This is a genomic window from Enterobacter roggenkampii (genome assembly GCF_001729805.1).
Taxonomy (GTDB): domain Bacteria; phylum Pseudomonadota; class Gammaproteobacteria; order Enterobacterales; family Enterobacteriaceae; genus Enterobacter; species Enterobacter roggenkampii.
This window is the reverse complement of the sequence record NZ_CP017184.1, coordinates 3,921,178-3,943,812: the sequence shown is the minus strand read 5'-3', so window position 1 is coordinate 3,943,812 and position 22,635 is coordinate 3,921,178. Positions and strand designations below refer to the sequence as shown.

Genomic DNA, 22,635 nt, shown 5'->3' with positions numbered 1-22,635 from the left:
CGATATGTTGCCCGATAAATATGCTGAAAAGCGGCTGTGTCGTTTTGAGATAATTCTGTAATGAGCGGATTTTTGTGTTTATTTTGAATTGAGTGGTTAATTGTAATCCATTGAAATATAATGATTTTATTTTTATTGTGACAGTTTTGTATATATTTTTAATGACGCTTGCTAGCCTCAATTAAAGTACTTTCTGGTGCATGTTTGGGAAGTTTTATGACAAAAATTCTTAATGTTTAGAGAAGTGACTTTTCTGCGATTGTTTTTTATTTATAATTAAAGACAGACATTGAATGATAGTCTACAGGAAGTCTTACTCATCAATGTGTGTATTGAGGGATGTCTAAAGCCAGAATACATCTATCGTTAATATAACAGCGCTATAAAACGAAGGCGGTCTTCTTTTCGCAGGATCGTTCTTGCTTTAATCTAAAAGGGATGGTTAGTGGCAACTTCAATAGTGTTAGTGACTCAGGATCGCTACCTTGTCAGGGGGATGCGGATATTTTTTCCGGATATTATCCTGCTCGATTCGATTGACAGAAACATATTTGATAACGGTGCAGATGAATATTCTGTATTGATTGATAGTCGTGCGCCGCTCCGTTTATATGATTACCTGATACGCCATCCGGCCAGAACGAAAAAAACGATTTGCTGCGTTATGCTTGATATGCGCCATCGCGAGGAGAATCTGCTCAGTATGAAGCTGTTTATGAACACGTCGCTGACGGCGCCGGACATGGCCTCGCTGTTTAACCTGGTGCTCAATATGAAGGGCCGTCGCCTGACCACGAAGTGGCTGCTGAATTTACGGCTGAGCACGCATGAAACGATCATGTTGCGGTTGCTGAGAGCAGGGATGTCAATGGAGGAGATTGCAGGCGAGCTGAATACGTCGGTGAAAAGTCTCTATCGCAAACGAATGGCGCTCTCGGAACGACTGGGGGCGGAGAACTTCAACGAGGCGTGTTTGTTTATCTTCAAAAACAAACTGCTGGGCGCAGGTGGGAACGATCCCTAAAGTTGTCAGGAATTCAAAAGCAAAAACCCGCCACGAGGGCGGGTTCTTTAAATAGTGGTGCCCGGACTCGGAATCGAACCAAGGACACGGGGATTTTCAATCCCCTGCTCTACCGACTGAGCTATCCGGGCAACGGGGCGCATTAAACCCGATCTGCCCGGTGTCGTCAACGAAAAATGTTGTTTTCGTTACGGACTGCGCAATCTCTCACCATTTCGCCGCATCCTTAAGCGAAAAAGTGCGTCCAGAGCGCGGAGAGCGGCATGGCGAGCAGCAGCGCGGGCAGCATGTTCACCACGGCAAACATCTTAATCCCACAGATGCGCAGCCCGGTAGCAAGCAGCAGCAGGCCGCCGACGGCGGTAAAGTCTGCCATCATCGCCGGCGTAGTGAGTGGGAGAATTAACGTGGCGCAGGTAGCCAGTGCCAGCTGGATAAGCAGCATCGGCACGCAAATCGCCGCGACGGCAATGCCGAGCGTGGTGGCAAAAATAGTGGCGGTGAAGAAATCCAGAAACGCTTTTGCAATCAAAATGCTCGGGTCGCCCGTCATCCCTTCCTGCATCGAACCGAAAATCCCGGTGCCGCTGGCGCAAAACAGAATAATGATGGCGACGTAGTTCTGAATAAACGTCTCGTGCGTGCCGTGCTTCGCCTTGCCCGGTCGGGCTATCAGGTTTTTGGCTTTGCCTACCGCATTATTGATGCCTTTTTCCAGATAGCAAAACTCGCCAATCAGCGCGCCGAGCAGGGTGGCCAACACCATCACCGGCAGGTTGGCGCATTTGACCACTAACAGAATACCGATCCCTAACGAGGCCAGGCCGAATATCGAGGGCATGGATGAGCGGATACGCTCCGGCAGCCGCTGGCTCAGCACTGCGCCGAGTACGCCGCCCAGCAATACGGCTCCTGCGTTGATAAATGGCCCGATAACCACGCTTAACTCCTGTTATTTAATCATTGATATTGCATTATTATGGCACGTCAGCGCTGCGCGGGCCTTAGCTTTGGGTGATATAAGTGCATACTGATTCCTTCTTGCACCTCAAAATAAAAGGTGACATTATTGCGCGAATTTTCTCCTCCCTGTCTCACCGTTCGGTGAGGGTAATTGCGCTTATGAAAACCATGAAAATCGCCGTCAGCCGCGAGCTGCTCTCAACGGTGTCTACGCATCGCGAAAAGGTGACGCTGGACAGCACGGATTTCACCGATGTGGCAGCCGTCGTCATGACGACGACAGAGAGTCGCAGCGGCATCCTTGCCTTGCTGAAACGCACGGGCTTTCATTTACCGGTGTTTATTTTCTCTCAGGAGCCAACGGAGGTGCCTGACGGCGCCACCGCGGTCATCTCGGGTAAAGCTCAGGAGTTTCTGGAACTGGAGACTGCTGCCAGCCGTTACGAAGAGAACCTGCTGCCGCCGTTTTTCGACACCCTGAGTCAGTATGTGGAGATGGGCAACAGCACTTTCGCCTGTCCGGGCCACCAGCACGGCGAGTTTTTCAAAAAGCATCCGGCAGGGCGGCAGTTCTATGATTTCTTCGGTGAGAACGTGTTCCGCGCGGACATGTGCAATGCCGACGTGAAGCTGGGCGATCTGCTGATCCACGAAGGGTCCGCCAAGCATGCGCAAAAGTTTGCGGCGAAAGTCTTCAACGCGGATAAAACCTACTTCGTGCTGAACGGCACGTCGGCGGCCAACAAGGTGGTGACCAACGCGCTGCTCACCCGTGGCGATCTGGTGCTGTTCGACCGCAACAACCATAAATCTAACCACCACGGGGCGCTGATCCAGGCGGGCGCCACGCCGGTTTACCTTGAGGCTGCGCGTAACCCGTTTGGCTTTATTGGCGGGATTGACGAGCATTGCTTTGACGACGCGTATCTGCGGGACCTGATCCGCGAGGCGGCGCCGCAAAAAGCCGACGAGCCGCGTCCATTCCGCCTGGCGATCATTCAGCTTGGCACCTATGACGGGACGATCTACAACGCCCGTCAGGTGATCGACAAGATCGGCCATCTGTGCGACTACATTCTCTTTGACTCCGCCTGGGTAGGCTACGAGCAGTTTATTCCGATGATGGCGGAAACGTCCCCGCTGTTGCTGGAACTGAACGAGAACGATCCGGGCATTTTCGTGACCCAGTCGGTGCACAAACAGCAGGCCGGGTTCTCGCAAACCTCGCAGATCCATAAAAAGGATAACCACATCCGCGGTCAGGCGCGTTTCTGCCCGCACAAGCGGCTGAACAACGCCTTTATGCTGCATGCCTCCACCAGCCCGTTTTACCCGCTGTTCGCGGCGCTGGATGTCAATGCGAAAATCCACGAAGGGGAAAGCGGGCGCAGGCTGTGGGCCGAGTGTGTGGAGCTGGGCATTGAGGCGCGCAAGGCCATCATCGCCAACTGCCATATGATCAAGCCGTTTATCCCACCGGTGGTGGCGGGGCGGCCGTGGCAGGATCATCCGACGCACGCCATTGCCAGCGAGCTGCGCTTCTTCAGCTTCGAGCCGGGGGCCAAATGGCACGGATTTGAGGGCTATGCAAGCGAGCAGTACTTTGTTGACCCGTGCAAGCTGCTGCTGACCACGCCGGGCATTGATGCCGAAACCGGGGAGTACACCGATTTCGGGATCCCGGCGACGATTCTGGCGCACTACCTGCGTGAAAACGGCATCGTGCCGGAAAAATGCGACCTTAACTCGATCCTGTTCCTGCTGACGCCTGCCGAAAGCAGCGAGAAGCTGGCGCAGCTGGTGGCAATGCTGGGACAGTTTGAACAACATATTGAAGACGACACCCCGCTGGCCGACGTGCTGCCGACGATCTTCCAGAAATACCCGGTGCGCTACCGGGATTATACCCTTCGCCAGCTGTGTCAGGAGATGCACGATCTCTACGTCAGCTTCGACGTGAAGGATTTGCAGAAGGCGATGTTCCGCAAGGAGAGCCTGCCTGAGGTGCTGATGAACCCGCAGGATGCCAATCAGGCGTATATTCGCGGGAACGTGGAGCTGGTTCGCATACGGGATGCCGAAGGGCGGATTGCTGCCGAAGGGGCGCTGCCCTATCCGCCGGGCGTGCTGTGCGTGGTGCCGGGTGAAGTCTGGGGCGGGGCGGTACAGCGTTACTTCCTGGCGCTGGAGGAGGGCATCAACCTGCTGCCGGGCTTTTCGCCGGAGCTGCAGGGCGTGTACAGCGAGAAGGATGCCGACGGGATTAAGCGGCTGTATGGGTATGTGTTGAAGTAGACTCTCCCCCGAACGTAGGCCGGGTAAGCGTTAGCGCCACCCGGCGATTTGCCCGGTGGCGCAAGCTTACCGGGCCTACAATATAGCTTCAGGCTTCTGCGCGCCGGTACATCCTCCTCGGATGCCCAATCTTGCCGTACAGCATCTCCACGCTGAGAAACCCGGTCTCTACGCAGTGCTCCAGATAGCGACGGGTGGTGGTTTTACTCAGTCCCGTCTCGCTCACCACTTCATCCACGGTAAAGCAGTGCGTTGCCTTGTCGTTAAACAGCGACTGCACCCGCGCCAGGGTATTTTCCTCAATGCCCTTGCTGCCGTTGTCCTGGCGGTAGTTTTTCGCCTGAAGCTGATAGAGCGAATCGACGTTCTGCTGGTCGACAATCTTCCAGACGCGCTGCTGTTCGGCAAACTGCACAAACCGCTCCAGCGACTGGCTGAGCCGCTTCCAGGAGACGGGTTTGAGGATGTAGTCGAACGCGCCGTTGCGGATGGCCTGGCTGCAGGTGTCCATATCGCTGGCGGCAGTGATAAAAATGACCGAGCAGTTGGCGCGGGCCAGCATGGGGTTATTGATCAGCGAGATCCCTTTGCCGTCCGGCAGATAGTTATCCAGCAGCACCAGCTGCGGCTGTTTGCTTACAAGCTCTGCCTGGGCCGCAGCCAGCGACGAGGCAATGCCCACCAGCCTCAGACGCGGATGCTTGCTTATCAGCTCCGCGTGCAGTTGCGCCAGCTCGTTCTCGTCTTCAACAATCAGTACGTCGATAAGTTCATGTTGCATAGTCGGTGTCTTCCAGTTGCCGGGCGGTTCCCGTGGACGGGATAAACAGGGAGAAAATGGCGCCGCGCGGGATATTATCGGCAACTTCTATCGCGCCGCCAGCCTGTGTGACATAGCTTTCGATCAGATACAGACCAATCCCATGATCGCCGCGCGTTTTGGTGGTGATGCCGCGCTCAAAGATCCGCTCACGGATCTCCGGCTTGATGCCAACGCCCTGGTCGGCCACTTCAATAATCAGCTCCTGTTCGCTGAGCTTTATCAGCACCTCCACCGGCGCGTGGGGAAGCGGCGACCGCTGCGTCGCTTCGATAGCGTTATCCAGCAGGTTGCCAATAATCGAAATCAGCTCTTGTTCCCCCAACGGCAGGAACGGCCTGTCCAGCCGACAGGCCGGGTCGAAACTCAGCTCGACCCCTTTCTCCCGCGCGCGGGCGGCTTTCCCCAGCAGCAGGCCGCACAGGGTCGGGGAGCTGAAGCGCGAAGAGATAAAGTCCAGCAGCTCCTGAGCGTGTTCAGACTGCGCCTGAATGTAGCCAATCGCCTCCTCATAGCGGCCCATATGCAGCAGACCGGAGAGGGTGGTCATCCGGTTTAACTGCTCATGACGCATGATGCGCAGGTTATCGACGTAGCGTTTGACCTGGCTGAGCTGGGCGCTCAGCGAGTCGATCTCGTTGCGATCGCGGAAGGTGATCACCCAGCCCTGCAGCGATCCCTCAAGCATGATGTGGACCCGGCTGGCAATCACCGTGAGATCGTTAAAACGGCAAATCTCATCATGGGTATCTTTCGCCAGCATCGTCTGCGTGTCGAAGAACGGGACCGGATCGATCACCTGGCTTATCAGCTGCCCGCGAAGCTCACGGGCCGGCTGGCTCAGCCCCAGCAGCTTGCGCGCCGCCTGGTTGATGACTTCAATCCGCCTTTGATCGTCAATGGCAATTACGCCTTCATAAATAGACTCCATCAACGCCTTCTGCTGGCGCACCAGCAGGCCGATCTCGCGCGGCTCGAGGGAGAAGATCTGCTTCTTAATACTGCGGGTAAAGAACCAGGAGAAGATAAAGAGAGCAATCAGCAGCAGCACCGCGGCAATCAGGATATTGACCACTTTACTGACGGTAATGGTGTCCAGGTAGCTGGTGAGATAGCCGACCGAAACAATGCCGACCACCTGTCCGGCAGCGTTGAAGATGGGGGCCTTACTGCGCAGCGAAATACCCAACCCGCCTTTGCGGATGGTGGTGGTGCTTTTACCCTGCAATACGGCGTCGTTGTCACCGCCTACCAGCGTGGTGCCCACTCTGTCGGCGAAGACGGAGTGAAAAAGATGCTGGCCCTTATTATCACCAATCACAATAAAGCTGGCGTCACTGTGCGCAGAAATCTTCTGCATAAAATCATGGATGGCGGCGATATTCTTTTGTTCAACTTCATGTCGCAATGTTGGAATAAGCGCAATCTCTTCAGCCTGTATTTTGGCGCGCGTACTCATTTCCTGATAAAGCTGTTTCCCGACATCGGCATAATAATATCCGCCCAGTAACGCAAAAAGCACTGAGAAAAAGGCAACCAGCGAAATAAACAGCTTTATCTGGAAAGAGACTTTCATAACTCTCACGCAAGGTAGCGACAAAGAACGCCAATATATCATCTTTTTTCGCGCGGACGCCCGCTTTGCCGAAAACTTGTGATCCCTTGCACAGCGGGCGTTGTAAAAGCATCATCCCAAAGACGGGTGGCCTCTGGCTGCACGAATAAATGTTATTTGTTTGTTCAATTCAGAAAAGAAACCATAAAAACCACGGCCATAAATAAGGCGTAAATCACATTAAATAAAAGAAACCATTAAAACCATAGCTGCCATTAAAACTTCGCTTTTAATATGCCATTCCTCACATAAAGTAAGCCTTTGTGACTCTAAGCTGAACGCACAAAATAACCAAGGGGCTTATTATGAGCACAACTGACGATTCTTTCTCTGTTACCCACGACCCGATTGAAATTCAGCGACCTTCGCTCAAAGAGCGCTGGTGGCATATTATGGATACCTGGAAAATCGGGATTATTCCTCTGCCGCTGTTCGTTCTGGCGGGGGCACTGATCGCGATTGATTGCCTGGGCGGAAAACTGCCGAGCGATATCGTGGTGATGGTGGCGACGCTGGCCTTCTTCGGCTTTGCCTGCGGTGAGTTTGGCAAACGCCTGCCGATTGTCGGCAAGCTCGGCGCGGCGGCGATTTGCGCCACCTTTATCCCTTCCGCGCTGGTCTATTATGGCCTGCTGCCGGACGTGGTGGTCGAGTCCACCACCAAGTTCTACAAATCCACCAACATTCTCTACCTCTATATCTGCTGCATTATTGTCGGCAGCATCATGAGCATGAACCGCACGGTGCTGATTCAGGGCTTCCTGCGCATCTTCTTCCCGATGCTGTGCGGCGAAATCGTCGGCATGCTGGTGGGGATGGGCGTCGGCCTGGCGCTGGGTCTTGAGCCATTCCAGATCTTCTTCTTTATCATCCTGCCGATCATGGCGGGCGGCGTCGGGGAAGGGGCAATCCCGCTTTCCATCGGCTATGCCACCCTGCTGCATATGGACCAGGGCGTGGCGCTCGGTCGCGTGCTGCCGATGGTCATGCTCGGCGGTCTGACTGCCATCATCATCTCCGGCTGCCTGAACCAGCTGGGCAAGCGTTATCCACACCTGACCGGTGAAGGCCAGCTGATGCCGAACCGCGCCAATGCCGATGCCACCGTCTCTCAGCCTGCGTTCTCCGGCAAAGCGGACGTGACCACGATCGCCTCCGGCGCGCTGCTGGCGGTGCTGCTCTACATGCTGGGCATGCTCGGCCACAAGCTGATTGGCCTGCCTGCGCCGGTCGGCATGCTGTTTATGGCGGTGCTGGTGAAGCTCTGCAACGGCGCCTCTCCGCGCCTGCTGGAAGGCTCTCAGGTGGTGTACAAATTCTTCCAGACCTCCGTGACCTACCCGATTCTCTTTGCCGTTGGCGTGGCCATCACCCCATGGCATGAACTGGTGGCCGCCTTCACGCTGACCAACCTGCTGGTGATTATCAGCACCGTCTCCGCGCTCGTGGCGACCGGGTTCTTCGTCGGCAAAAAGATTGGCATGCACCCGATTGATGTCGCCATCGTCTCCTGCTGCCAGAGCGGCCAGGGCGGTACTGGCGACGTGGCGATCCTGACCGCAGGCAACCGCATGAGCCTGATGCCGTTCGCCCAGATTGCTACCCGTATCGGCGGGGCGATTAACGTCTCCATCTCACTGCTGATTCTGGGCAACTTCCTCGTTTAAGTTTTCAGGAAAGAACAATGAAACTCGCAAGCTTTTTATACCAGGGAAAACGCAGCTACGGCATTGTCCAGGCCGACGGCGTGATTGATTTAGGTCGCCGTCTGGGCGACCGCTACAGCGACCTTAAAGCGCTGCTGCAGGGCAACGGGCTGGCGCAGGCCACCCGCTACCTGAACGATGCCGTGGACGTGCCGATGAGCGCCATCACCTTCTTACCGGTGATTGAGCAGCCGGAAAAAATCCTCTGCGTGGGCATGAACTACGCCGACAAGCGCAAGGAGTTTGACCAGCACAACCCGGCCCCAACGCTGTTTGTCCGCTTCCCGGACTCACAGACCGGCCACAACGAGCCGGTGCTGAAGCCGCGCCACTCCAGCGAATTCGACTACGAAGGCGAGCTGGCGGTGATCATCGGTAAAGGCGGGGAGAACATCAGCCGCGACGACGCCCTGCGCCACGTGGCGGGCTACAGCTGCTACATGGACGGCTCCGCCCGCGACTGGCAGCACACCTGGTTTACCGCCGGTAAAAACTGGCGCAAAACCGGCGCGTTTGGCCCGTGGATGGCGACGGCGGACGAGATCCCGGACCCGCATCAGCTGGCAATCCGCACCTGGCTGAACGGCCGCATGGTGCAGGAAGACAACACCAGCAGCATGATCCACAAGGTGGCGGAGCTGATCGAATACATCAGCACCTTCACCCGCTTAAGTCCTGGCGATGTGATCATCACCGGATCCCCAGGTGGGGTGGGTAAAAAGCGCAATCCGCCGCTGTTTATGAAAGAGGGGGATCGCATTGAGGTGGAGATCGAGCATATCGGTCATCTGAGCAACGTGATCGTGGAAGCGCCAGCCGTCGGGCTCGCGGCAGCACATTAAGTAAGGCGGCAGCATGCATTCGCAACCCATCGATTTTCGCCACACGCTGGTGGCGAAACACCCGGAACGCTTGAGTCAGATCCGTTACCTGCTGGCAGACAGCGGCCTTGGCCTGGACAACGACATCACGCTGTTCGTCGAAGCCTGGTCCGGCTCGCAGCTGGTGGGGTGCGCAGGGCTTGCCGCCAACGTCATCAAGTGCGTGGCGGTCAACGAGCAGCTTCGCGGCGAGAACCTCAGCGCGCGGCTGCTGGCGGAGGTGCAAAATGCGGCGCTGGAGCGCGGCCATTTTCACCTCTTCCTCTGCACCCGGCCGTGCAACCGGGAGCGCTTTGCCCGCAGCGGCTTCTGGCCGATTGCCCAGAGCGGGAACAACGCGGTGCTGATGGAGAACACCCCGCAGGGGATCGCGCGCTACTGCCGTTCCCTGAGCGCGAAGCGCAAGTGCGGGGAGAAGATTGGCGCCATCGTGATGAACGCCAATCCGTTCACCCTCGGCCACCGCCATCTGGTGGAGCAGGCGGCGCAGCGGTGCGATGCCCTGCATCTGTTCGTGGTGCGTGAAGACGCATCGTTCTTCCCGTTCAGCGCGCGTCTGGAGATGGTGCGCGCGGGCGTGGCGCATCTGCCGAACGTGGTGGTGCATGAAGGCTCGCAGTACATCATCTCTCGCGCCACCTTTCCGGCCTACTTCCTGAAGGAGACCGGCAAGGTGCAGCAGGCGTGGAGCGAGATCGACGTGCTGATCTTCCGGGACTTCATCGCCCCGGCGCTCGGCATCACGCACCGCTTCATCGGCTCGGAGCCGTTCTGCGACATCACCCGCCAGTACAACCAGACGCTGCACGACCTGCTGGCCTCGCATATCGAGGTGGTGGAAATGCCGCGCATCAAGGCCACCGGTAACGCTATTTCAGCGTCCGAAGTGCGCCGCTTACTGAAGACACAGCAGTTTTCCCGGATCCGGGAGATTGTCCCGGACTCCACCTTCACGCATCTCGAAACGCATTACCGTGCGAGTGCGGAAGTCGCATAACTATCAGGAATTTATCATGAATATTGTAAGGGAGGCGCTGGCCGGAACGCAGGAGTCCAGCGACCTGATGGTGAAAATCGCCCCCGCTCACGGTGAGCTGGAGATCGTCATCCACAGCGAAGTGATTAAGCAGTTTGGCGAGCAGATTCGCCAGGTGGTCAACGACACATTGCGCGCCATGAACGTGCACCAGGGATTAATCATTATTGAAGACAAAGGGGCGCTGGACTGTGTGATCCGCGCCCGCCTGCAAAGCGCGCTGATGCGTGCCGCCGATGAACAGGCCATCAACTGGGGGGCGCTGAAATGAGCAAACTCCGCCGCAGCATGCTGTTCCTGCCGGGCGCTAACGCCGCCATGCTCTCCACCGCCTTTATCTACCGTCCTGACTCTATCATGTTTGACCTTGAGGACGCCGTTGCCCTGCGCGAGAAGGATACGGCGCGCATGCTGGTGTTCCACGCGCTGCAGCACCCGATGTATCAGGATATCGAAACCGTGGTGCGCATTAACCCGCTGAGCACGCCGTTTGGTCTGCTGGATCTGGAAGCCGCCGTGCGGGCCGGCGTGGACGTGATTCGTCTGCCGAAAACCGATACCCCGGACGACATCTATGAGCTGGAGGGTCACCTCGAGCGCATCGAGCAGGCGTGCGGCCGCGAGATCGGCTCCACCCGCGTGATGGCGGCGATTGAGTCGGCTATTGGCGTCATCAACGCCGTGGCGATTGCCCGCAGCTCTCCGCGCCTCATCGGCATTGCGCTGGCCGCCTTTGACTACGTGATGGATATGCAGACCGAGCGCGGCGACGGCACCGAGCTGTTCTACGCCCGCTGCGCCGTGCTGCACGCCGCCCGCGCGGCGGGCATCGACGCCTTCGACGTGGTGTGGTCAGACGTTAACGACGAGGCCGGGTTCCTGCGCGAGGTCGATCTGATCCGCAAGATGGGCTTCAACGGCAAATCGCTGATTAACCCGCGCCAGATTGACCTGTTGCACAACGCCTACGCCCCGACGCAGGAAGAGGTGGATCACGCCAGAAGGGTGATTGAGGCGGCAGAAGAGGGCGAGCGTAACGGCCTGGGCGTGGTGTCGCTCAACGGCAAAATGGTGGATGCACCGATTATTAACCACGCGCAGGTGGTGCTGGAGCGCGCGGCGGCCTCCGGCGTGCGTCGGTAAGGATAAGATAATGAATCAGACTGAACTTCTTCACGTGAATTTTCCCCATCTGCGGGACTTAAAACCGTTTGATACCGCCCACAGCGCCACGCCGTGGCTGGCGGACAGCGATGCGAAGCACAGCCGCAAGCTCTGCGCCTCCATTGAAGAGGCGGTTAAACGCTGCGGCCTGCAGGACGGGATGACCATCTCCTTCCACCATGCGTTTCGCGAAGGCGACCGGGTGATTAACACCGTCGTGGCGCTGCTGGCGCGGATGGGCTTCAAAAACCTGACGCTGGCCTCCAGCTCGCTGATGACCTGTAACGACGCCCTGATCGAGCATATCGAAAGCGGCGTCATCACCCGGATTTACACCTCCGGCATGCGCGGCAGGCTGGCGGATGCCATCTCCCACGGGCTGATGGACGAGCCGGTGCAAATTCACTCCCACGGCGGGCGCGTGAAGCTGCTCCAGGACGGCGAGCTGAATATCGACGTGGCGTTTCTCGGCGTCCCGTGCAGCGATGAGTTTGGCAACGCCAACGGGACGCACGGCAAATCGTGCTGCGGCTCGCTGGGCTACGCGATGGTGGACGCGCACTTTGCCCACAGGGTGGTGCTGCTGACCGAAGCCCTGGTGCCGTTCCCCAATATGCCCGCCAGCCTGGTGCAGGACCAGGTGGACTACATCGTGCAGGTGGAGAGCGTAGGCGACCCGGCGAAAATCAGCGTCGGCGCGGCGCGCGTCACCAGCAACCCGCGCGAGCTGATGATTGCCCGCTATGCGGCGGATGTGATCGAGCATTCCGGCTACTTCAAACCGGGCTTCTCGATGCAGACCGGCTCCGGCGCGGCGGCCACGGCCTGCACCCGCTTTATGGAAGAGAAGATGGAGCGCAGCGGCGTGAAGGCGCGCTTTGCGCTCGGCGGCATCACCGGCAGCCTGGTGGATCTGCACGAGAAGGGGCTCATCGAAAAGCTGCTCGATACCCAGTGCTTTGACGGCCAGGCGGCGGCCTCGCTGGCGCGTAACCCGAACCACGTGGAGATCTCCACCAACGTCTACGCCAACCCCGGCAGCAAGGCGGCAAGCTGCGACCAGCTCGACGTGGTGATCCTCAGCGCCCTGGAGATCGACGTCGAGTTCAACGTCAACGTCATCACCGGCTCCGACGGCGTGATGCGCGGCGCGTCCGGCGGGCACTGCGACGTGGCCGCCGCGGCGAACCTGACCATTGTGGTCGCGCCGCTGCTGCGCAGCCGCATTCCGACGGTGGTGAAGCGCGTTACCACGCGCCTTACGCCGGGGGAGAGCATCGATGTCCTGGTTACCGATCACGGCATCGCGGTCAACCCGGCGCGCCCGGAGATCCGCGAACGACTCATGGAAGCCGGGCTGAAGGTTGTGGATATCAACGCGCTGTACGAGCGGGCGATCTCCCTGACCGGCGTCCCGAAACCGATTGAGTTCACCGACAAAATCGTCGGGGTGATCCGCTACCGTGACGGCAGCGTGATCGACACCGTGCGACAGGTGAAGGAGGAAGTATGACTTTAGCGACACCCGTGCGGGCGGGTGTCAGCCTTGACGAACTGCTGGCGGCGAAAGAGCGCCGCGCAGCGCGCCAGGCTGACATGCTTGAGCACTATCAACAACCGGTGATCTCCCTCACGCTGGTCACGCCTGGGGAAATCAAGGACAGCCTGCGCTACCGCAATACCATGGGCGTGGCGCTGCAGATGTGCGACCAGCTGCTGTGGGAAAACCGCTGGCAGGTGCTGGACCGTCAGGTGCTGTGGCTCCCGACCGGACCTGAAGCCCTCTGGTGCGTGGCCCATCCGGCGGTGGAAATCAAAGCGCACTGTGCGGATCTGGAGCAGACGCACCCGCTCGGCAGGCTGTGGGATCTGGACGTGATCTGCCCTCAGCACGGCCACGTCGGGCGTCAGTCGCTGGGGGCGAATCTCAGGCGCTGCCTGATCTGCGACGCGCCCGCCCACGCCTGTTCCCGTTCGCGCAACCACCCCGTTGAGCAGGTGGTTTCCCGCGTGGAGAAGACGATCGATGACTGGTTTGCTCGCGACTAAACCGCACCCGGTTGACGTGCCCGCGCTTGCTGAAGCGGCGCTGTGGCAGGAGCTGGATCTCACGCCCAAGCCGGGGCTGGTGGACACGCTCAACAACGGTTCCCATCGCGATATGGACCACGCGCTGTTTGTCCGCAGCATCGTGGCAATTACGCCGTGGTTTTCGCGCTTTGCCGAGCTGGGCAGCGCGAATGCGGATAAACCCGCTGGCGAACAGCTACGCCTTCTCCGCCCGATGGGGCTGGCCTGCGAGCAGGCGATGTATGCCGCGACGAACGGAGTGAACACCCACAAGGGCGGCATTTTTGCCCTGGGGTTACTGTGCTTCGCCGCCGGGCGGGTGAAAAATGTCTCCGCAGAGAGCCTCTGCTGTGAGGTGAGTAACATCTGCCGCGGGCTGGTGTCGCGGGAGCTGGCCGCACGCAGCGGACAGGCGACGGCGGGCGAGCGGCAGTTTAAGCAGTACGGCTTAACCGGCGCGCGCGGTGAGGCGGAGAGCGGCTTTGCGACGGTGCGTAAGGCTTTAGATTCGTGGAACGGACAGTCGCTTCACGGCCTGCTGTTACGCCTGATGGCGGTCAATCAGGACAGTAATCTCGTGTCGCGCGGCGGCATGGAAGGGCTGCGCTACGTTCAGGGCTACGCGCGTGAATTACTGGCAAGTGGCTGGGATCGCGAGGCGCTGTTTAAGATGGATAAGGCATTGATTGAACGAAATCTGAGCCCGGGCGGCAGCGCGGATTTGCTGTCGGTGGGGTGGGTGCTTTCTGCAATAAAATAGCCGGGTGGCGGCTTCGCCTTACCCGGCCTACGGTCTGGTTTTGTAGGCCCGGTAAGCGCAGCGCCACCGGGCACAACAATCAATGCGCGATCGGCTGCGCACCGTGCGGTTCGCGCACGTGCTTGTACTTGAACAGCGCGATGAACGCGAAGAACAGCACCAGCGAGTACGCCGCGAAGATCAGCCACACCGGCTGCCAGTTGGTGATGCCGTTGGTGGTGTACATCTCAACCACTTTACCGCTCACCACGCCGCCCAGAATACAGCCGAAGCCGTTGGTCATCATCAGGAACATACCCTGCGCGCTGGCGCGGATTTCAGGTTTAACCTCTTTTTCCACAAACACCGAGCCGGAGATGTTGAAGAAGTCGAAGGCGCAGCCGTAAACAATCATCGACAGCACCAGCAGCACCGTGCCGAACGGGCTTGGGTCGCCGTAGGCGAACAGACCGAAGCGCAGCATCCACGCCGCGATACTGATCAGCATGACGTTCTTGATGCCGTAGCGGCTCAGGAAGAACGGGATGGTCAGGATGAACAGCGTCTCAGAGATCTGAGAGATGGACATCATCACCGACGCATGCTCAACGATAAAGCTGCCGGAGAACAGCGGATTGTTATCGAAGCTGTGCAGGAAGGTGTTGCCGAACATGTTGGTGATCTGCAGCTCCGCGCCCAGCAGCATGGAGAAGATGAAGAAGATCGCCATGCGTTTGTTTTTGAACAGCGCGAAGGCATCCAGGCCGAGCATGGTGCTCCAGCTCTGGTTTTTCTGCTGGTTAGACACCGGAATGGTTGGCAGCGTCAGGGTGAAGATCGCCAGCAATACGGAGAGCGCCGCACCGATATACAGCTGCATATGGCTCAGTTCGAAGCCCGCGAAGCTTACGCCCCACATTGCCATGATAAAGCCGATGGTGCCCCAGATACGGATTGGCGGGAAATCGGTCACGATATCCATATCCGCGGACTTCAGGCGGTAGTAGGAGATGGTGTTGATCAGCCCAAGCGTTGGCATATAGGCCAGCGAGTTGAGCAGAATCACCATGAACATCGCCCCCGGCGTGGTCACCTGGGCTGCCATAAACAGCGTCCCCGCGCCCACCAGGTGGCAAAGCATGTACAGCCATTTGGCGCTTAACCATTTATCCGCCACGATCCCCAGCAGCGTTGGCATGAAGACAGCCGCAATACCGAGCGAGCTGTAGACGGCACCGATTGACGCACCATCGAACTTGAGCGTCACAAACATATAGGAGCCGAGTGTAGTCAGCCAGCTACCCCACAGGCAGAACTGCAGAAACGACAATATTTTAAGCTGCAGCTTAAGGTTCATGTTACTTTCCTCACAAGTGAGCGGGAGATATGTTGTTATAGAAACATTCAGGGTTGTTATTTGATGCAATTCTATCAGTTGGCAACGATATGTTTTGTTACCTCCCGCAAAAAAATGCAATCCACATTAATTTGCAGTTTGGATTGTGATGCAAATAACATTTTCGTATGGGTGGGGGAAGCAGAACACCTTCTCCTTGCAGGAGAAGGTGTGCGGATCACCGGCGACGGTAGTTCTTCTGCGCCGTATTCACCTTATACAGATAACGACGGGATTCCGCGGACGGGTGGCGGGTGGTCAGGGTGGCGTAGACATCCCCCGGCGCCATGCTGTTGATGATGTTTGCGGCCTGCACTTTGTCATTTGAGAAGACGCGCAGCACGCTGCCCGCGCCGCCGTTATAGGCAGTGATCACCGCATAGCGACGCGACGTCGGGTTGTCGATGCCGCCGAGGTAGACATTGTTCAGCATCGCCAGATAGGCCGTGCCGGTATCAATGTTGCTCTGCGGGTCGAACAGATAGCTGCGGCTCGGCGTGCCGGATTTCCCCTGCGCGCGGAACACGTCTTTACCGGCGCTGTGCTGCACCACCTGCATCAGCCCCAGGGCGTCGGAACGGCTTACCGCATACGGGTTAAACGAGGATTCGGTCTGCATAATCGCCAGGATCAGCGACTCATCCACGCCGTATTTACGCGAGGCCTGACGCACCATGCCCAGATACTTATGCGCACGCTTGTCGAGGTGGTTCGGGACGAGGTTGATGGTGACGCTATAGATGATCTTCAGACCGTTAGAGCGGCTCTTCAGGCGCGTCTGCAGCAGGTAGTCGGCAAATTTCGTGGCGCGACCTTCCCAGCGGATCGGCTGGCCGGTCTGATCGACGACCTGACCGTACAGGAACGGCTCTTTCGAGATGGTGATATCGTCGGCATCGGAGTAGAGATCGATTGAGCCCGGATCGTCACCCATCAGCAGGGTTTTGATAATGGCCTGACGGAGTCGTGCCGCAGGGTCCGTGCCTGCGATGGTCTCAATCGTGATCGTCCCCTCATCAAAGTTGATGTGGCTACGGGTCAGATAGGCGTCGGTGTACTTAACGTAGTCCTTAGGTCCGGCAATAAGAACTTCGTTAAATCCCCATATGTTCTCGATGTTGTGGGCAAACTGCCCCATCAAAATGTCAAAACCGTTGGTGTCCTTGATCCAGGCTTCGTTGTAATCATCGCCTTTTTTTGACGAACACGAGACGAGCAACGGCGCAACAAGGGCTAGCGCTAAAAGTTTTTTCATCATTCCGGGAGTGCGTGTTGTGTTTGCTTAGTCGTTGCTTTCGCCGGGTGGCGCTGCGCTTACCCGGCCTACAAAACCGTAGGCCCGTGCAAGCGAAGCGCCGCCCGGCAACAGCCGCTCGATGTTATTTTTCCGGTGGCGTATAGCCTTCGATGTGCACGTCTTTACCTTCGAACAGGAAGCTCACCATCTCCTGCTCCAGCAGCTTGCGGTGTTCCGGGTTCATCATGCTGAGTTTCTTCTCGTTAATCAGCATGGTCTGCTTTTTCTGCCACTGTCCCCAGGCTTCTTTGGAGATTTCATTGTAGATGCGTTTACCCAGCTCGCCCGGATAAAGCTGGAAATCCTGGCCCTCAGCATCACGCTGCAGGAAAGTACAAAAAATCGTTCTGGCCATACTCATTCCTCTTTTTCTTGTCGATGCTAAACCATTGCACCGGCACGTAATTGCTGTAACAGGCGCTCCACGGGAGCCGCCAGCCCGACTGATGGCGGTTGCGCTAAGTTATACCAGAGAGCGGTGCCTTCATCCATGCACGAGGCGAAGGAGGACACGGGAAGCCACATCGGCACAATATCCAGATGGAAATGGCTGAAGGTGTGGCGAAACGCGGTCAGCTGTGTCAGGTTATCGGCAGCAATCCCACGCTGTTTAAGCCATTCACGCAGCAAGTCTTCATCTTCAAACTGTGGGAAGCAGTATAGACCACCCCAAAGACCGCTCGGCGGACGCTGGGCCAGGAAGACCTCATCGCCGTGTTGCATCAGCAGCATATAGCCGGTGCGCTCCGGCAGCGTCTGTTTGGGTTTCTTACCCGGATACTGCGCCCAGGAATGGTTGGCATACGCCACGCAGAGATTATTCACCGGGCAGAGCTCGCATTTGGGTTTTGAGCGCGTGCAGACCATCGCGCCAAGATCCATCATCGCCTGGTTAAAACGCTCCACCCCTTTCGCCGGAGTGACCGCTTCACTGATTTCCCACAGGCGTTTTTCAACGTCCTTCTTCCCCGGCCAGCCGTCAACGGCATAGCAGCGTGCCAGCACGCGCTTTACGTTGCCGTCGAGGATCGGGAAATGCTTGCCTAAAGACAGGGAGAGAATAGCGCCTGCGGTTGAGCGTCCGACGCCGGGGAGATCGGCCACCTCGTCGAAGGTTTCCGGGAATTTCCCGTTGTGGCGCGTGGCGACCTGCTGTGCGGCCTTGTGAAGGTTACGCGCGCGCGCGTAATAGCCAAGACCGGTCCACAGGTGCAGGACCTCGTCCAGCGGGGCATTGGCCAGATCGGTCACCGTCGGGAAGCGCGCCATAAAACGCTCGAAGTAAGGGATCACCGTGGCGACCTGCGTTTGTTGCAACATCACCTCGGAGAGCCATACTTTGTACGGCGTTTTTTCAATTTGCCAGGGCAGGGTTTTACGCCCGTATTTGTCGTACCAGTCCAGCACCTGGGCTGAAAATTGAGAGGCTTGCATGGTCATCGATTCGCATAATCAGGGACGCAGATTGCAGCACAGCGTCAATCTGCTGTAAACCGGATCTTTCCCATGCTTGCATAGAAGCCTTAACTTTGGATAATGCCCGTTTCCCGAACATTCTCACAAGCAGACAACTCTTTTATGAAAAACGACGTCATTTCACCGGAATTTGATGAAAACGGTCGCCCGCTGCGCCGTATTCGCAGCTTTGTCCGTCGTCAGGGCCGCCTGACAAAAGGTCAGCAACACGCGCTGGACAACTACTGGCCGGTGATGGGCGTTGAGTTCAGCGAGCAGCCTCTGGATTTTGCCGAGCTGTTTGGCCGCGACGCGCCGGTCACGCTGGAAATTGGCTTCGGTATGGGCGCCTCGCTGGTGACCATGGCGAAAGCGCGCCCGGAGCAGAACTTCCTTGGTATCGAAGTGCATTCGCCGGGCGTGGGCGCATGTCTGGCAACGGCCCATGAAGAGGGCGTTGAGAACCTGCGCGTGATGTGTCACGACGCGGTGGAAGTGCTGCACAAAATGATTCCTGACAATTCTTTAACCATGGTTCAGCTCTTTTTCCCTGACCCGTGGCATAAAGCGCGTCATAATAAACGCCGTATCGTTCAGGCGCCGTTTGCCGAGCTGGTTAAAAGCAAGCTGAAGCTGGGCGGTGTCTTCCATATGGCGACCGACTGGGAACCGTATGCGGAACATATGCTGGAAGTGATGTCGTCGCTCGACGGTTACAAAAACCAGTCTGCGAGCAACGACTATGTACCGCGTCCGGAATCGCGTCCGGTAACGAAATTTGAACAGCGTGGCCATCGTCTTGGTCACGGTGTATGGGACTTAATGTTCGAGAGGGTGAAATAATGGCAAAGAATCGTAGCCGTCGTCTGCGTAAAAAGATGCACATCGAAGAATTCCAGGAAGTGGGCTTCTCCGTTGCGTGGCGTTTCCCGGAAGGCACCAGCGTTGAGCAGATCGATCAGGACGTGGATGCGTTCATCAACGAGGTGATCGAGCCTAACAAACTGGCCTTCGACGGTAGCGGCTATCTGGCCTGGGAAGGTCTGATCTGCACCCAGGAAGTGGGTAAATGCACCGAAGAACATCAGGCCCTGGTCCGTAAATGGCTTGAAGACCACAAGCTCGAAGATGTCCGCGTCAGCGAACTTTTCGACGTTTGGTGGGACTAATTAAGCAGTAAGGGGCCAGCATTAGCTGGCCCGTTTTGTCTGAGGGAGTGTTTAAGATGCGCAAAACGTTGCTGGCAGTTGCTTTGATGGCAACCGGATTCACCGCCCATGCGGATTATCAATGTAGCGTCACCCCGCGTGATGACGTGGTGTTAAGCCCGCAAACCGTGCAGGTCAAAGGCGAGAACGGCAATCTGGTGATTACGCCAGAAGGGAACGTCACCTATAACGGCAAGCAGTACAACCTGACTGCCGCACAGCGCGAGCAGGCGAAAGACTACCAGTCCGAATTGCGTACCGCGCTGCCGTGGATTAATGAAGGTGCCCTGACGCGCGTCGAAAAGAGCCGCGTGGCGCTGGATAAGATCATCACCAAAGAGGTGGGTGAGAGCAGTAACATGCGCACCCGCCTGACGAAGCTGGACAAGCAGCTTAAAGAACAGATGAACCGCATTATCGAGACGCGCTCCGACGGCCTGACGTTCCACTATAAGGCGATCGATCAGGTTCGTGCTGACGGGCAGCAGCTGGTGAACCAGGCGATGGGCGGCATCCTGCAGGACAGCATCAACGAGATGGGCGCCAAAGCGGTGCTGAAAGGCGGCGGTAACCCGCTGCAGGGCGTGCTGGGCAGTCTGGGCGGCCTGCAAACCTCCATTCAGAACGAGTGGAAAAACCAGGAAGATGATTTCCAGCAGTTCGGCAAAGACGTGTGTAAACGCGTGGTGTCGCTGGAAGACAGCCGGAAGGCGCTGGTGGGGACGCTGAAGTAAGGTCTCTGCGCGCTGGGCCCCTCACCCTAACCCTCTCCCCAAAGGGGCGAGGGGATGGTTTGCTCCCTCTCCCTTTCAGGGAGAGGGCCGGGGTGAGGGTTGCAGCATTTGCAGTGTCTCAAGGATCTTTTCCAACACAGCCTCTTCATTATTCCAAAGTTCGTTGTTCCAGAATCGAATAACGTGCCAGCCCTTTTGGTTTAACCACAACGTCCTTTGATGATCGTATTCCTGATTTTCATCATGCTGTCCGCCATCCAGCTCAACTGCCAGACGTGCTTCGCAGCAGGCGAAATCCAGTATGTAGTTTCCTACCGGATGCTGTCGGCGAAATTTATAATTTTCGAAACGGCGGCTGCGCAGTAGATACCAAAGCCGCCTTTCTTCCGTTGTCAGCTCGCGTCTGAGCTGTTTTGCATATGAACGCGTAATTTCCATCCCCACACTCTGCCAGCCTTTCCCTCAGCCGACAGAACGGGATGCAAAATCCTGAACCAACCTTCAGGAATCTTCGGCGAGGAACAGCTCAAGAAGGGAATTGAGGAACAGTTTGCCGTGCTCGGTGATCTGCCAGTATTCCTCACATTCCGTGAGATACCCCTGCGCCAGCGCTTCGTCGATCTGCGGGCGAATCACCGACTCCGGCAGCCCGGTGTACAGCGCAAACTCAGCGCGCGGCGCGGCTTCCAGCAGACGGAAGCGGTTCATAAAGAACTCAAACGGCTTATCCGCCGCCTCGACGTCGTGCTGACGCTCCAGGTAGCGGCCTTCCATATACCCGCGAGGGTGGCGGGTTTTGGCAGTACGCAGAATACGCCCGTCCGGGAAGGTCACCTTGCCGTGTGCGCCGCAGCCGATGCCGAGATAGTCGCCAAAGCGCCAGTAGTTCAGGTTGTGCTGACACTGGTAGCCCGGCTTTGCATATGCCGACGTTTCGTACTGCTGATAGCCCGCCGCGGTTAACAGCTGGTGACCCTGCTCGAAGATATCCCACAGCGCGTCGTCATCCGGCAGCACCGGCGGACGCGAGCCAAACAGGGTGTTGGGCTCGATGGTGAGCTGGTACCACGACAGATGAGGGGGATTCAGCGCAATGGCCTGGCGCAAATCGTCCAGCGCCTCTTCCAGAGACTGATCCGGCAGGCCGTGCATCAGATCGAGGTTAAAGCTGCGCAGGCCCAGACCGGTCGCCAGGTTTGCCGCGCGCTTCGCCTCTTCCGGGCCGTGAATACGCCCCAGGCGCTTCAGCTTCGGCTCGCTAAAGCTCTGCACGCCGATGGAGATGCGGTTCACGCCCGCGCGCTGATAGTCGACAAAACGGTCGGCCTCAACGGTGCCGGGGTTGGCTTCCATCGTAATTTCAGCATCCGCTGCCAGGTTCAGGCGCGCGCGCACGCCGTCCAGCAGCGTTTGCATCGCCGGGCCTGACAGCAGGCTCGGCGTACCGCCACCAATGAAAATGGTCTTAACTTCACGTCCCTGTGCGTAAGGTACATCGGCATCCAGGTCGGCCAGCAGATGCGCAACGTAGTCATCGTGCGGCACTTCGCCCTTCAGCGCGTGCGAGTTGAAATCGCAGTACGGGCATTTTTGCACGCACCACGGGATGTGAATATAAAGACTCAGAGGCGGCAAATTAGCCATTACGCAGTGCTTCCAGTAACAGTTTCAGCGCGCGTCCGCGGTGGGATATCGCGCTTTTTTCTTCGCGGGTCAGTTCCGCAGCGGTTTTGCCCTCGGAAGGGACAAAGAAAATCGGGTCGTAACCAAAGCCGCCGTTGCCAGCCGCTTCACGGGTAATCACGCCCGGCCAGCTGCCGTGGCAGACGATCGGCGTCGGGTCTTCCGCGTGACGCAGATAGACCAGCACGCAGTGGAACTGCGCGGTGCGCTGTTCGTCCGGGACGTCTTTCAGGGCGACAAGCAGCTTTTCCAGATTCTGCTGGTCGGTAGCGTCAACGCCGGAATAGCGGGCAGAGTAGATCCCCGGCACGCCGCCGAGGGCGTCTACGGCCAGGCCGGAGTCGTCGGCAATCGCGGGGAGGCCAGTTACCTGCGCAGCGTGGCGCGCTTTAATGATCGCGTTTTCGATAAACGTCAGCCCCGTCTCTTCGGCGGAATCCACGCCAAGATCGGTCTGGGCGACCACGTCCAGACCAAAATCATTTAATAGCGAGGCCAGCTCGCGCACTTTACCGGCGTTGCCGGTCGCGAGAACAACTTTCTGCATGG

Annotated in this window: 23 protein-coding genes and 1 tRNA gene; 13 read left to right on the top strand and 11 right to left on the bottom strand. The window is 57.7% G+C overall.

Annotation, left to right across the window (positions count from 1 at the left end; translation table 11 throughout):
* Positions 1 to 496: 496 nt before the first annotated feature.
* Positions 497 to 1,024, top strand: coding sequence for a helix-turn-helix domain-containing protein (locus BFV67_RS18385; protein WP_021242095.1), 528 nt, complete (start codon positions 497 to 499; stop codon positions 1,022 to 1,024).
* Between the two features lie 55 nt (positions 1,025 to 1,079).
* Here the strand turns inward: BFV67_RS18385 and BFV67_RS18380 are convergent.
* Both BFV67_RS18380 and BFV67_RS18375 read right to left on the bottom strand, forming a co-directional pair.
* Positions 1,080 to 1,155 (bottom strand) — tRNA-Phe (locus BFV67_RS18380).
* A 95-nt stretch (positions 1,156 to 1,250) separates the two neighbouring features.
* Entirely contained in the window at positions 1,251 to 1,964 is a 714-nt protein-coding gene (locus BFV67_RS18375; protein WP_008499781.1) for a DUF554 domain-containing protein, read from the bottom strand.
* Between the two features lie 182 nt (positions 1,965 to 2,146).
* Here BFV67_RS18375 and BFV67_RS18370 point away from each other — a divergent pair, with 182 nt between their 5' ends.
* Complete coding sequence (locus BFV67_RS18370; RefSeq protein ID WP_069598772.1) at positions 2,147 to 4,282, top strand: ornithine decarboxylase; 2,136 nt, start codon at positions 2,147 to 2,149, stop codon at positions 4,280 to 4,282.
* 88 nt (positions 4,283 to 4,370) lie between these two features.
* Here BFV67_RS18370 and BFV67_RS18365 read toward each other — a convergent pair whose 3' ends face one another.
* Both BFV67_RS18365 and BFV67_RS18360 read right to left on the bottom strand, forming a co-directional pair.
* Entirely contained in the window at positions 4,371 to 5,063 is a 693-nt protein-coding gene (locus tag BFV67_RS18365) for a response regulator (RefSeq protein ID WP_069598771.1), read from the bottom strand.
* Positions 5,053 to 6,678, bottom strand: a complete 1,626-nt coding sequence (locus tag BFV67_RS18360; RefSeq protein ID WP_069598770.1) for an ATP-binding protein — start codon at positions 6,676 to 6,678, stop codon at positions 5,053 to 5,055. The genes BFV67_RS18365 and BFV67_RS18360 overlap by 11 nt, the downstream gene beginning before the upstream one ends.
* Before the next feature lie 344 nt (positions 6,679 to 7,022).
* On the opposite strand from BFV67_RS18360, the gene BFV67_RS18355 reads away from it, so the two are divergent.
* From BFV67_RS18355 to citG, 8 genes are read left to right on the top strand one after another with little or no spacing between them, the layout of a single operon-like run.
* Positions 7,023 to 8,384, top strand: coding sequence for a 2-hydroxycarboxylate transporter family protein (locus tag BFV67_RS18355; RefSeq protein WP_021242090.1), 1,362 nt, complete (start codon positions 7,023 to 7,025; stop codon positions 8,382 to 8,384).
* 17 nt (positions 8,385 to 8,401) lie between these two features.
* Entirely contained in the window at positions 8,402 to 9,265 is an 864-nt protein-coding gene (locus BFV67_RS18350; protein ID WP_021242089.1) for a fumarylacetoacetate hydrolase family protein, read from the top strand.
* Between the two features lie 13 nt (positions 9,266 to 9,278).
* Positions 9,279 to 10,301 carry a [citrate (pro-3S)-lyase] ligase gene (gene citC / locus BFV67_RS18345; protein ID WP_069598769.1) on the top strand — a complete coding sequence of 341 codons (1,023 nt, stop codon included), beginning with the start codon at positions 9,279 to 9,281 and terminating at the stop codon, positions 10,299 to 10,301.
* Between the two features lie 16 nt (positions 10,302 to 10,317).
* The gene (gene citD, locus BFV67_RS18340) at positions 10,318 to 10,611 is read left to right on the top strand and encodes a citrate lyase acyl carrier protein (RefSeq protein WP_010435508.1); all 294 of its coding nucleotides are present in this window, start codon (positions 10,318 to 10,320) and stop codon (positions 10,609 to 10,611) included.
* Complete coding sequence (citE, locus tag BFV67_RS18335) at positions 10,608 to 11,483, top strand: citrate (pro-3S)-lyase subunit beta (RefSeq protein ID WP_023344877.1); 876 nt, start codon at positions 10,608 to 10,610, stop codon at positions 11,481 to 11,483. Before citD ends, citE begins: the two co-directional genes overlap by 4 nt.
* Before the next feature lie 10 nt (positions 11,484 to 11,493).
* Entirely contained in the window at positions 11,494 to 13,017 is a 1,524-nt protein-coding gene (gene citF, locus BFV67_RS18330) for a citrate lyase subunit alpha (protein WP_069598768.1), read from the top strand.
* On the top strand, positions 13,014 to 13,553 hold the full coding sequence (gene citX / locus BFV67_RS18325; RefSeq protein ID WP_023618643.1) for a citrate lyase holo-[acyl-carrier protein] synthase: 540 nt from the start codon (positions 13,014 to 13,016) through the stop codon (positions 13,551 to 13,553). Before citF ends, citX begins: the two co-directional genes overlap by 4 nt.
* On the top strand, positions 13,531 to 14,334 hold the full coding sequence (citG, locus tag BFV67_RS18320; RefSeq protein ID WP_069598767.1) for a triphosphoribosyl-dephospho-CoA synthase CitG: 804 nt from the start codon (positions 13,531 to 13,533) through the stop codon (positions 14,332 to 14,334). The genes citX and citG overlap by 23 nt, the downstream gene beginning before the upstream one ends.
* A 79-nt stretch (positions 14,335 to 14,413) precedes the next feature.
* Here the strand turns inward: citG and BFV67_RS18315 are convergent, their stop codons facing one another.
* The 4 genes from BFV67_RS18315 to mutY all read right to left on the bottom strand — a co-directional run bounded on the left by BFV67_RS18315 (position 14,414) and on the right by mutY (position 18,440).
* Positions 14,414 to 15,670 carry a nucleoside permease gene (locus BFV67_RS18315; protein ID WP_008499767.1) on the bottom strand — a complete coding sequence of 419 codons (1,257 nt, stop codon included), beginning with the start codon at positions 15,668 to 15,670 and terminating at the stop codon, positions 14,414 to 14,416.
* Positions 15,671 to 15,887: 217 nt separating this feature from the next.
* On the bottom strand, positions 15,888 to 16,964 hold the full coding sequence (gene mltC / locus BFV67_RS18310; RefSeq protein ID WP_021242082.1) for a membrane-bound lytic murein transglycosylase MltC: 1,077 nt from the start codon (positions 16,962 to 16,964) through the stop codon (positions 15,888 to 15,890).
* Between the two features lie 124 nt (positions 16,965 to 17,088).
* Complete coding sequence (locus tag BFV67_RS18305; protein WP_008499765.1) at positions 17,089 to 17,361, bottom strand: oxidative damage protection protein; 273 nt, start codon at positions 17,359 to 17,361, stop codon at positions 17,089 to 17,091.
* 26 nt (positions 17,362 to 17,387) lie between these two features.
* Positions 17,388 to 18,440, bottom strand: coding sequence for an A/G-specific adenine glycosylase (gene mutY / locus BFV67_RS18300; protein ID WP_172644125.1), 1,053 nt, complete (start codon positions 18,438 to 18,440; stop codon positions 17,388 to 17,390).
* Positions 18,441 to 18,584: 144 nt separating this feature from the next.
* Between mutY and trmB the strand changes: the two genes are divergently transcribed.
* The 3 genes from trmB to BFV67_RS18285 are packed head-to-tail and all read left to right on the top strand — an operon-like array spanning position 18,585 to position 20,403.
* Positions 18,585 to 19,304 (top strand): tRNA (guanosine(46)-N7)-methyltransferase TrmB, encoded by a 720-nt coding sequence (gene trmB / locus BFV67_RS18295; protein ID WP_025912470.1) that lies wholly within the window; start codon positions 18,585 to 18,587, stop codon positions 19,302 to 19,304.
* Positions 19,304 to 19,630: a YggL family protein gene (locus tag BFV67_RS18290; protein WP_003862421.1), complete on the top strand. Its 327-nt coding sequence runs from the start codon at positions 19,304 to 19,306 to the stop codon at positions 19,628 to 19,630. Before trmB ends, BFV67_RS18290 begins: the two co-directional genes overlap by 1 nt.
* A gap of 56 nt (positions 19,631 to 19,686) precedes the next feature.
* Positions 19,687 to 20,403 carry a YggN family protein gene (locus tag BFV67_RS18285; RefSeq protein WP_008499762.1) on the top strand — a complete coding sequence of 239 codons (717 nt, stop codon included), beginning with the start codon at positions 19,687 to 19,689 and terminating at the stop codon, positions 20,401 to 20,403.
* 75 nt (positions 20,404 to 20,478) lie between these two features.
* On the opposite strand, the gene BFV67_RS23545 is transcribed toward BFV67_RS18285, so the two are convergent.
* The 3 genes from BFV67_RS23545 to BFV67_RS18275 form a co-directional block, all read right to left on the bottom strand.
* Entirely contained in the window at positions 20,479 to 20,841 is a 363-nt protein-coding gene (locus tag BFV67_RS23545) for an endonuclease domain-containing protein (protein ID WP_071949300.1), read from the bottom strand.
* A gap of 63 nt (positions 20,842 to 20,904) precedes the next feature.
* Complete coding sequence (gene hemW / locus BFV67_RS18280; RefSeq protein ID WP_059364444.1) at positions 20,905 to 22,047, bottom strand: radical SAM family heme chaperone HemW; 1,143 nt, start codon at positions 22,045 to 22,047, stop codon at positions 20,905 to 20,907.
* Positions 22,040 to 22,633 (bottom strand): XTP/dITP diphosphatase, encoded by a 594-nt coding sequence (locus tag BFV67_RS18275; RefSeq protein ID WP_045351706.1) that lies wholly within the window; start codon positions 22,631 to 22,633, stop codon positions 22,040 to 22,042. Before BFV67_RS18275 ends, hemW begins: the two co-directional genes overlap by 8 nt.
* Positions 22,634 to 22,635 lie beyond the last annotated feature (2 nt).